Raw genomic sequence first — 9,720 nt, 5'->3', positions numbered from 1 at the left:
ACGCGAGCCACTCCTTCGCCGCCGGTTCGCGGCTCGGCTCGCGCGCCATGGCGATGGATTGCCGCGACCACTCCTCAAAGGTGAGGTCGAGCAGCGGCAGGTCGAGCAGCCATTCGCCTGGATAATCCACGATGTCGAGATGCATCAGCCGCGTTGCGCCGAGCGCGCGCCGCATCATCGCGCCGGGCGCATACTCGAAGGTGAGGCGAAGCTCGCTGATCTGGCGCGTGCCCTCCGGCCATTCCGGTTCGGCGGCTGTGAGCTTGGCGAGGTTGCCCTCGTAGTCGAAGCGCGGCACGGCGTCGTCCGGCTGCGGTTCGAGATAGGTGCGCAGGATGCGCTTCTGCGCCAGCGGCTCGAAGAACGGCAGCGCATTGCCCGCCATGAGATTATGCACGAGCGAGGTGATGAACACCGTCTTGCCGGAGCGCGACAGCCCGGTCACGCCGAGCCGCACGGACGGCGCGAACATCTGGGCGGCGGTGTCCTGCGCGCGCGCCAACGTTTCCAGCGCTGAACTCGACCAGCGTTCCAGCAAGGCCATTCCTCTCGCATTCCGGGAGATGAAGCGGCTGTTTTAACAGGAGACGCGGCGGAGGGGAATAACGGCGCTTGCGGCGTTTCGCTCGGGGGTGTGGGAGGTGAGTGGGTTAGGCCAATAGCCGTCACAAGTGTTGGTTCAAGCCGGCAACAGGCTGGATCCGAACGGCTACTTTAGAATGAGCTGGCTATAGCAGGGGCATGCACCGGGGGGCAACGTTTGATAAAATGCACCTCCCTTCTGCTCTTTCTAACATATTGAAATGCAATGAAAAAAACTGAAAAAAGATCATTTTGCAGTGGGATGAAGCCCTGATTCTGATATAAAGGGGATAAAAAGGGAATTCGAATGGCTATCTCAAACCCCTGCGCCCTCCTTGACCGTCTTTTGCGGGAACCGACCGAGTCGGAATGGTTGGAGTTCAAACACAATCAGAGCAATACGAAGGAGATTGGTGAATATATTTCGGCTCTTGCCAATGCCGCCATGCTAGCCGACAAGGATCGTGCGTTTTTGGTATTCGGCGTAGAAGATGGCAGCCGCAAAAAGGTCGGGACCACCGTCAGGCTCAAAAAGCTGAAAAACGGTGCAGAAAATTTCGAAAATTGGCTTACTCACCTGATAGAGCCCCGGCTGATGATCGAATGTTTGGATTTCTCCTGTGATGGGCAGGATTTTGCGATCATCGTTATCGAGCCTTCTTACCAGCGACCGGTACGGTTCAGCGGCACCGAATACATCCGTGTCGGAGAGAACAAGAAGAAGCTCGCCGATTTTCCCGAGCACGAACGCGCTCTGTGGCTTGCGACTGGGCGGCGGAAATTTGAACACGCAGTCGCACTTACCAATCAGACAGAGGATCAGATTTTCGAGAAACTGGATGCCGAGGTGCTCTACACCCTCTCGGGGGAACCGCGGCCATCCAATCCGTTGGAAATTCTCCGTAAGATGCAGGTGCTCGGCGTTATTAACGACAATCTTCAAGGCGGCAGGGATATAACCAATCTCGGCGCCATCCTGTTCACCAAGGATATTAACGCCTTTCCTTCAGTGCTTAACAAGTCGGTTCGGATCATCAAATATGCCGGGCGCACCAAGGAGAAAGCGGAATTCGAGCAGGAAGGCCGGCGGGGTTATGCGGTCGGATTTGCAGGGATGATGCGCTTCATAATGGAAAGGATTCCCAAGGAAGAAGAATATGTTAGTGGTGTGCGGCGGATGGTGCCGCACTACCCTGAAACAGCGGTGCGCGAGGTGCTGGCCAATGCCCTCATCCATCAGGATTTCACGCTAACCGGCGGCGGCCCCGTTGTCGAGATTTACGCTGATCGCCTCGAGGTTACGAATCCCGGCAATTCGCTGATTGTGCCGGACCGTATGATCGACGAGCGCAGATCACGAAACGAAAAGCTTGCTTCGACGATGAGGGATCTCGGTCTCTGCGAGGAACGCGGCGGCGGCCTTGACAAAGCGCTGATTGCGATAGAGAGGGCCAAACTGCCCGCGCCGGAGTTTAATTCCTCCAAAGATTCGATGCGGGTTGTGCTGTTCAGCCCCCGGCCCTTCTCCAAAATGTCTAAGCAGGACAAGCAGCGTGCCTGTTTTCATCACTGCGTGATCCGGTGGCTGCAACATGACTACATGAGCAACGCGACGCTACGCGAACGGTTCTCGCTGGCTCCGGAGGAATACCAAGCGGTTTCGGTAGTCATATCCGAGGCGCTGAAAGCTGGCAGGATCGTCCCAGCCGATCCGCACCAAGGCAGACGGAATGCCCGTTACGTTCCATATTGGGCTGGCTAGTGGGCGAGCGTTCTAGGAAAGCCGGGAACTTGCGGTAGTGCCGCATTCGTGAAGCAGGGCGGATCGCTCCGCCCGCCCCCGCTCCATCACTTCCGCCCGTTGAGCCCGGCCTTGCGGAACGCGTCCGCGAACGCGCCGCCGCCTGCCTCGGGCCGCGCGCCGCTCTTCGGCGCGGCGCTCATCTTCTTCGGCGTGGGGGCGCGCTGCCCGCCGCCCTGCGGACGCTCGCTCTCCGCGCCAATCGGATCGTCGAGGCGCAGCGTCAGCGAAATGCGCTTCCTCGGCGCGTCCACCTCCAGCACCTTCACGCGCACGACATCGCCCGGCTTCACCACGTCGCGCGGGTCTTTCACGAAGGTCTTCGACAGCGCGGAGACATGCGCGAGGCCGTCCTGATGCACGCCGATGTCGATGAACGCGCCGAACGCGGCCACGTTCGTCACCACGCCTTCGAGCACCATGCCGGGCTTCAGGTCTGAGATCTTCTCAACGCCCTCCTGGAAGGTCGCGGTCTTGAAGGCCGGGCGCGGGTCGCGGCCGGGCTTCTCAAGCTCGCGCAGGATGTCGGTCACGGTCGGCAGGCCGAATTTCTCGTCGGCGAACTGCTTGGGCTGAAGGCCGCGCAGCACAGGCGCGTTGCCGATGAGCGTCTTGATGTCCACCTTCGCCGCCGACACGATCTTGCGCACAACGGGATAGGCTTCCGGGTGCACCGACGACGCGTCGAGCGGGTCGTCGCCGTTCGGGATGCGCAGGAAGCCCGCCGCCTGCTCGAATGCCTTCGGCCCAAGGCGCGGCACCTCCTGAAGCTCGGCGCGCCGCCTGAACGCGCCCTTCTGATCGCGATAGGCGACGATGTTCTTCGCGAGCGTCTCGCTGATGCCCGACACGCGCGCAAGCAGCGGCACCGACGCCGTGTTAAGGTCCACGCCCACGCCGTTCACGCAGTCTTCCACCACCGCATCGAGCGAGCGCGACAGCTTCGTTTCCGAGAGGTCGTGCTGATACTGGCCGACGCCGATGGACTTCGGGTCGATCTTCACGAGCTCGGCGAGCGGGTCTTGCAGGCGCCGCGCGATGGACACCGCACCGCGAATCGACACGTCGAGGTCAGGCAGCTCGGCGCTGGCATAGGCGCTGGCGGAGTAAACGGACGCGCCCGCCTCCGACACCATGACCTTCGTCAGCTTTAGCTCCGGCGCGAGCGCCACGAGTTCGCCCGCGAGCTTGTCCGTCTCGCGCGAGGCGGTGCCGTTGCCGATGGCGATGAGGTCGACATTGTGCTGCTTGCAGAGGCGGCCGAGGATCGCGAGCGACTCCGTCCACTGCCGCTTCGGCTCGTGCGGATAGATCGTGGCCGTCGCCGCGACCTTGCCGGTCGAGTCCACAACCGCTACTTTCACGCCGGTGCGGAACCCCGGATCGAGGCCCATCGTTGCGCGCGTTCCGGCGGGCGCGGCGAGCAGCAGGTCGCGCAGATTTCCCGCGAACACCTTCACCGCCTCCTCTTCCGCCGCCTGCCAGAGCCGCATGCGGAGGTCCACGGAAAGGTGCCCCTGAATGCGCGTGCGCCACGCCCAGCGAACCGTGTCGTTCAGCCATTTGTCGGCGGCGCGGCCCTTGTCGGCGATGTTGAAGCGCCGCGCGATGCGCGCCTCATACAGCGACGGCCCCGAGGGCGCGGCCTGCGCCGGGTCTTCCGGCTCGAAATTCAGGTCGAGGAAGCCTTCCTTCTCGCCGCGGAACATCGCGAGGATGCGATGCGACGGCATCTTGGCGAACGACTCGGCCTTGTCGAAATAGTCCGCGAATTTGGCGGCCTCGGGCGCGTCCTTCTTGTCGTCCTTCGCCTTGGCCGCGAGCCGCCCGCGCCCCCACATCTCTTCGCGCAAGCCGCCGATCAGGTCCGCGTCCTCGGCGAAGCGCTCCACGAGGATCGCGCGCGCGCCATCGAGCGCCGCTTGCGCGTCCGCCACGCCCTTCTCGGCGTTGATGAACGTTGCCGCGATCGCGTCCGGCAGCTTCGTCGGATCGGTCAGCAGCGCGTCCGCCAGCGGCTCAAGCCCGGCCTCCTTCGCGATCTGCGCCTTGGTGCGACGCTTCTGCTTGAAGGGCAGATAGATGTCTTCGAGCCGCGCCTTCGAATCCGCCGCCATGATCCGCGCCTCAAGCGCGTCGTCGAGCTTGCCCTGCTCGCGGACGCTGTCGAGGATCGCCTTGCGACGGTCTTCCATCTCGCGCAGATAGCGCAGCCGCTCCTCCAGCGTGCGGAGTTGCGCATCGTCGAGCATGCCGGTCGCTTCCTTGCGGTAGCGCGCGATGAACGGCACCGTCGAGCCGCCGTCGAGGAGATCGACCGCCGCCTGCACCTGCGCATCGCGCACGCCAAGTTCTTCCGCAATCCGCTGTTCGATGGACTTCATGTGTCTCGCTGCTCCGCTGATGTGGGCCGGCGCGGGAACGGGCCGGCGCGAATCGCCCGATCATACAGAACGCCGCACCTATGGTTCAAATGACGAGATCGATAAGCCGCAGATCCTCCCTAGCCCCAACTCAACCGAAAGTGTTGCGAGATTGCAGCACAACCGTGCGGTTACGCGGCATTGTCGCACGTTAAGGTTGAGATCGGCAGGCACATATGCAACCCAAGGCATGGTTAAGTTTGTATTGCGTCCTTCGCGTTGCACATACTCGCCTTCCAGGGCGCAAAAAAGGGGAACTTTCTAATGCATGCAAACAAGGCCTTTGCGGCGCTTCTCGGCGGCGTGAGCATCATAGCACTTTCCAGCGGTTCGGCGTTCGCGCAGACAGTCACGGTGGACGGCGTGACGCCCGGACCGCTTATTACCGACGCTAGTGGAAACCTTACCGGCGGCGCGACCGGCCTGACCTTCAACGGAGCGGCACCGGTTTCTGCCTCTCCTGCGGACGGAACTGAGACCTTAACAACTACGTCTGTCGCGGTAGACGGATCGGAGGCTAAGGCTACGCAGACGGCTATAACGACCACGTATGTTGGCGGCGTCGCCAACCCCGTGACGAGCACAACCACTAATACGGCGACGGTGAGTGGGAGCGGCTTCGAAGCCACAACCCAGGTTAACGACGGCATCAACCCAATCACCACAACCGGTAGCGTTGCCATTACCGGGGCGGGTGTTGCAGCCACCGGCATTGCATCGATCTCGACCGTGAGCGGCGATATCTCAACCACGAGCGGCAATATTTCGACCACGACCGGCACCGTCTCCGGTCAGACCGTTACGGCGGGAACGGGTGGCATCACGTCAACTGGCCTCGCAACGCTCAGCGGCGGCGCGACCATCACCGGCGGCACCACGACCGACACCCTCGCCGTTTCCGGCGCATCAAGCTTTGGTGGCAACTCGGACTACAACGGTAACCGCATCACGAATCTCGGGGGGCCCATCGCAGCGGGTGACGCCACCAACAAAGCCTATGTCGACTTCAACGACGCGCTCCTGAACGACCGTATCAAGGACGTGCGTGACGGCGTCGCTATCGCGCTGGCGATCCAGACGCCAGACCTTGTCGCGGGCGAGAAGTTCGGCGTGTCGGTCAACTTCGGCACGTATGATGGTTCGAATGCGATTGGCATCGGCCTTCAGGGCGTTCTTGGTAAGAACCTTTTCGGCGCTGGCGAACGCATCGCCGCCACGGGTGGCGTTGGCTTCAGCACCGAGCGTGACAACGTTGCCGGTCGCGCTGGTCTGCAGTTCACCTGGTAAAGGTTGATTTCGAACATCGAAAGCCGTTTAAGGTTGCCGCGCGTTGCGGCAACCTTTTTCATTTCCGTAGGGGGATGTCATGCGAGTTAGCCTGTTTCGTTTCTGCCTGAACGTTGCATGCCTGACAGTCTTCGTCGCCACCGCTGCGGCGCAGTCCAAGGCACCTCCGGCACCCCAAAAAACGCCCGCGCAGGCGGGGCAGGCCAAGATGACGATAGACACGCTCGAAATTGTCATCCTCATCAAATCGACGATTATGGCGTTGCAGCACGCGAACCAGACGGGCAACTACTCCGTGCTTCGCGACCTGGGCTCGCCGGTGTTCCGCGAGCGCTTCGATCAGGCCCAGCTTACGGCGATTTTCACCAACCTGCGGAACCGCGGGGTCAGTCTCAACCCGGCGCTTGTGCTTACCCCGAACCTCGTCAGGCAGCCGGAGCTGACGCCGCAGAACCAGCTTCGCCTCGTCGGCGATTTCCCGACCAAACCGCTTCAGATTCAATACGATCTCCTGTTCCTCAAGGTCGGCAACGTATGGCGCATCGAAGGGATCATGGTGGATGCCGTTGCTCCGCCAGCCGCCGTTGTCGCGAACCCGGAATCGTCGCCCTCGAAAGCAAGCGAACCCGCCAAGCCCGCACCGCCCGCCGCAAAAGCCACTCCGCCGCGTCCAGCCAATTGATCGCTCGCCGATTTCCGGGGTTGTATTGCTGACGGCCGCGAAAAAGGGTAAACGAATGGTTACAACCGGAGGGCAGCGGATGGACGGGCAACTGGAGGCGGATCGCATGGCGTCTGAGGCTCCTCCCGTTCAGATCGAGACCGAAACAGGGATCGACACCGTCCCCGGGCAGACCATCCCGTCTGTCGTTTCCGAAAAGTTTATCTCGGCGGATCGCCGCGATATAATTGAGCGCGTGCTCGAGAAGCTTTTCGACACTGGCCAGCGCGTGCTCGCGGGTGACGTCTTTCATTATATTTGCGCGCTGCGGCAAGTGGAGTCGGCGCGATCACTCGATGCCTTGGTCGGGCTCTACGACCCATTCAATCCCGACGATGAAACCGTGAACGTGGACCAGCTTGGCCCTGATCGCCGTAAAGAGCTATTGCCGAAGCTAAAAAAGAGAATCGTCGATACTGCCACTGCGGCAAATTACATTCAGATCGGCCAGGACGAGCTGGAGAAGATCCTCGGCGCGGAGTATCACCAGGGGTTCGCCGCCGAAGTCGACCTGAAAGAGTTCGACTTTCATCTTCTCTTCTATCGTGGCGATGTGAAAATTCCTGTCAATACCACGTCGTGGAAGACCGCCTGGCTTATCGAGCGTCCGGTCGAAGTGGAAGCCTATCGACGTCTGTTCATCGGCCTCAAGCTGAAGCCGGTGGAAACGCGCATCGCCGAAATCATGCGCATCGAGAAAATCTCGCGCGAGAAAGCTGAAAAGCGCGTCAAGAAGATCCGGAACCAGAAGATGCTGGAAGGTGTGTCCGAAGAAACGCTGCATCTCAAGATCTTCCGCCGCATCCCGAAAAGCGACATAGAGATCCTGTTTCCGAACGCGAAGATCAAATTCAACCTGTTCGACAAGCTATGGCTCTGGATCGGCTCCGGCGGCAGCACGATCTTCGCCATCGTCATGGCCGCGCTGAAGTTCCTTGCCGCCGTCGCGATCAGCGTCTTCTTCGTCGTTTTCACAATCGCGGGCGCGGTCGGCGCGATCATCCGCAGCTTCACGAGCTTCCTGAACACGCGCACGCGCTACATGGCGAAGCTCGCGCAGAGCCTTTATTTCCACAACATCGCCAGCAATCAGAGTGTGCTCGCCGCGCTGAACGATGACGCCGAGGAAGAGGATATCAAGGAGGCCGTGTTGACCTACGCCCTTCTACTGCGCTACGGCCATCTCGGCCTTGAGGCCACGAAGATCGAGGCGGACAGGTTCCTGAAGACCGAATTTTTCATCGATTGCGACTTCGACATCGCGGACGGCTGCCGCCATTTGCGCAAGCTCGGCCTGCTGGTCGCCGACGACGCGGGCGCGCCCCGCATCCGCGATCTGGAGGACGCGCGGGGGCATCTGGAAACCCTCTGGCGCGCGGTGCCAACGGCGGCTTAGGCTAGCGGAACGCGGAGACGCTTGAAAGCTTCGGCGAATGGTGCTCCCCGTTCCTGAAAGGCGCGGCTGCCAATCACCCGAAACAGGTTTCCCATGCGATTGACCCACAAGACAGTGTTGAACTTTGCGTCCGAAAACGAGGCCGTTGCCGCGAGCGAGATCCTTGGCGAACTGCCCGCCTTCGAGGAAGCGCCGGTCGTCGCGCTCGAAAATGCGGACGGGAAGCGCTGGTCGGTCGAAATCTATGACGACGGCGCGCTCTGCGATGTCGCAACGGCAGCGCTGGCGGAAGCGGGCATCGCGCCAGCTGCGTCGGCGGTCGAGGCCATCCCCGATGCGGACTGGGTGAGCGAGACGCAGCGCGCGCTGCCGCCGGTCCACGCGGGCCGCTTCATCGTGCACGGCAGCCACGACCGCGCGCGCGTCGCCTCGCAATGGGCCATTGAGATCGACGCGGGCCGCGCCTTCGGGACCGCGCATCACGGCACAACGAAGGGCTGTCTGCTCGCGCTGGAGCGACTTTCGCCCATCGGCGTGGATCGCGTGCTCGACCTCGGCACCGGCTCGGGCGTGCTCGCCATCGGCGCGGCGAAGGCGCTGGGGCACGGCCCGCACATCGTGGCGGTGGACGTCGATCCCATCGCCGTGGAGGTCGCGCGCGAGAACGTCCGCCTCAACCGCGCGGGCGCGGACATCGCGCTGTTCACCGGCGACGGCTACATGCCGCGCGACGCCTATGCGCTGGCGCCGTTCGACGTGATCGTCGCGAACATTCTCGCGAAGCCGCTGTTGAAGCTCGCGCCGCGCATCCGCGAACTCACCCGCATCGGCGGCACGGTGATCCTGTCCGGCTTGCTTTCCGGGCAAGCGCGCGAAATCGTGGCCCGCTACTGCGCCACGGGCTTCGTGCTCGTGCGCCGCCGCGACCTCGAAGGCTGGGCGACGCTTACGCTGCGGCGGGTGGGGTAGCGGTGCGCGCGGACGGCATGTTCGAGTGCGAGCGCAATGGCTGATTAAAAGCGATTCCAGTATCGGTCGAGCGCCTTCTGCGGGGCGTCATCGGTGTAATCGTCGGCGTACGTGTCGCGTAAATATTCGATAAACTGCCGGATGACCTTGGCCTGTTCCTGCGTGAAGCGCGAGACGCGGGCGTCAAATCGCCGTTGAGCGGTGCCCGTTCGGCACATGTCCCTCATCGGTTCGTTGATTTGACGCCATTCCTCCGCAGTGAACTTCGCGGCCTCGGGATGCGTTTCCGCAAACTCTTCAAATTTTCTTTGTTTTTCGTCGTAGTCGGTCAATTCTCTCGGTGTGAGCAAGAGGAAGATTGCGTCTGGGATGATGTCGGCTCGACGGTAATCTACAACGGTTAATGTCATGAAGGCCGGCAGATAAAAGTGGAAACCTGCCGGGCTCAAAAGGGGGGTGATATCGCGCAACCAGCCGCCGAGGTCCTCGAACGGCACGTCACGCCAGTGCTTCCCCTTGAGGATTTTTCTGGTTTCCTGGC

The 9,720-nt window shown here is 61.9% G+C and carries 8 protein-coding genes; 5 read left to right on the top strand and 3 right to left on the bottom strand.

Annotated features, from left to right (window positions below):
• On the bottom strand, positions 1–544 hold a 544-nt coding region (locus T281_RS14010), incomplete at its 3' end, for a YcjX family protein (RefSeq protein WP_037240463.1).
• Between the two features lie 345 nt (positions 545–889).
• Here T281_RS14010 and T281_RS14005 point away from each other — a divergent pair.
• Positions 890–2,344: an ATP-binding protein gene (locus tag T281_RS14005; protein WP_037240460.1), complete on the top strand. Its 1,455-nt coding sequence runs from the start codon at positions 890–892 to the stop codon at positions 2,342–2,344.
• An 86-nt stretch (positions 2,345–2,430) separates the two neighbouring features.
• On the opposite strand, the gene T281_RS14000 is transcribed toward T281_RS14005, so the two are convergent.
• Complete coding sequence (locus T281_RS14000; protein WP_037240457.1) at positions 2,431–4,767, bottom strand: Tex family protein; 2,337 nt, start codon at positions 4,765–4,767, stop codon at positions 2,431–2,433.
• A 303-nt stretch (positions 4,768–5,070) separates the two neighbouring features.
• On the opposite strand from T281_RS14000, the gene T281_RS13995 reads away from it, so the two are divergent.
• From T281_RS13995 to T281_RS13980, 4 genes are all read left to right on the top strand, one after another.
• Positions 5,071–6,093, top strand: a complete 1,023-nt coding sequence (locus T281_RS13995) for a YadA-like family protein (protein WP_037240455.1) — start codon at positions 5,071–5,073, stop codon at positions 6,091–6,093.
• Between the two features lie 79 nt (positions 6,094–6,172).
• Positions 6,173–6,775, top strand: coding sequence for a hypothetical protein (locus T281_RS17915; protein ID WP_052037509.1), 603 nt, complete (start codon positions 6,173–6,175; stop codon positions 6,773–6,775).
• Between the two features lie 79 nt (positions 6,776–6,854).
• On the top strand, positions 6,855–8,210 hold the full coding sequence (locus T281_RS13985) for a TMEM143 family protein (RefSeq protein WP_037240452.1): 1,356 nt from the start codon (positions 6,855–6,857) through the stop codon (positions 8,208–8,210).
• 93 nt (positions 8,211–8,303) lie between these two features.
• The gene (locus T281_RS13980; RefSeq protein ID WP_037240449.1) at positions 8,304–9,179 is read left to right on the top strand and encodes a 50S ribosomal protein L11 methyltransferase; all 876 of its coding nucleotides are present in this window, start codon (positions 8,304–8,306) and stop codon (positions 9,177–9,179) included.
• A 44-nt stretch (positions 9,180–9,223) separates the two neighbouring features.
• Here T281_RS13980 and T281_RS19165 read toward each other — a convergent pair.
• Positions 9,224–9,720, bottom strand: a 497-nt coding sequence (locus T281_RS19165; RefSeq protein ID WP_037240447.1) for a DUF6714 family protein, incomplete at its 5' end; no start/stop codon positions are given.

Source organism: Rhodomicrobium udaipurense JA643 (genome assembly GCF_000636015.1).
Lineage (GTDB): Bacteria > Pseudomonadota > Alphaproteobacteria > Rhizobiales > Rhodomicrobiaceae > Rhodomicrobium > Rhodomicrobium udaipurense.
This window is presented reverse-complemented; position numbering and strand designations above follow the sequence as displayed.

Bases quoted from the DNA above. Each gene is read 5' to 3' on its own strand.
- T281_RS13980 (WP_037240449.1), top strand. From the start codon at position 8,304: ATGCGATTGACCCACAAGACAGTGTTGAACTTTGCGTCCGAAAACGAG.
- T281_RS13995 (WP_037240455.1), top strand. From the start codon at position 5,071: ATGCATGCAAACAAGGCCTTTGCGGCGCTTCTCGGCGGCGTGAGCATC.
- T281_RS14005 (WP_037240460.1), top strand. From the start codon at position 890: ATGGCTATCTCAAACCCCTGCGCCCTCCTTGACCGTCTTTTGCGGGAA.
- T281_RS17915 (WP_052037509.1), top strand. From the start codon at position 6,173: ATGCGAGTTAGCCTGTTTCGTTTCTGCCTGAACGTTGCATGCCTGACA.
- T281_RS14000 (WP_037240457.1), bottom strand. From the start codon at position 4,767: ATGAAGTCCATCGAACAGCGGATTGCGGAAGAACTTGGCGTGCGCGAT.
- T281_RS13985 (WP_037240452.1), top strand. From the start codon at position 6,855: ATGGACGGGCAACTGGAGGCGGATCGCATGGCGTCTGAGGCTCCTCCC.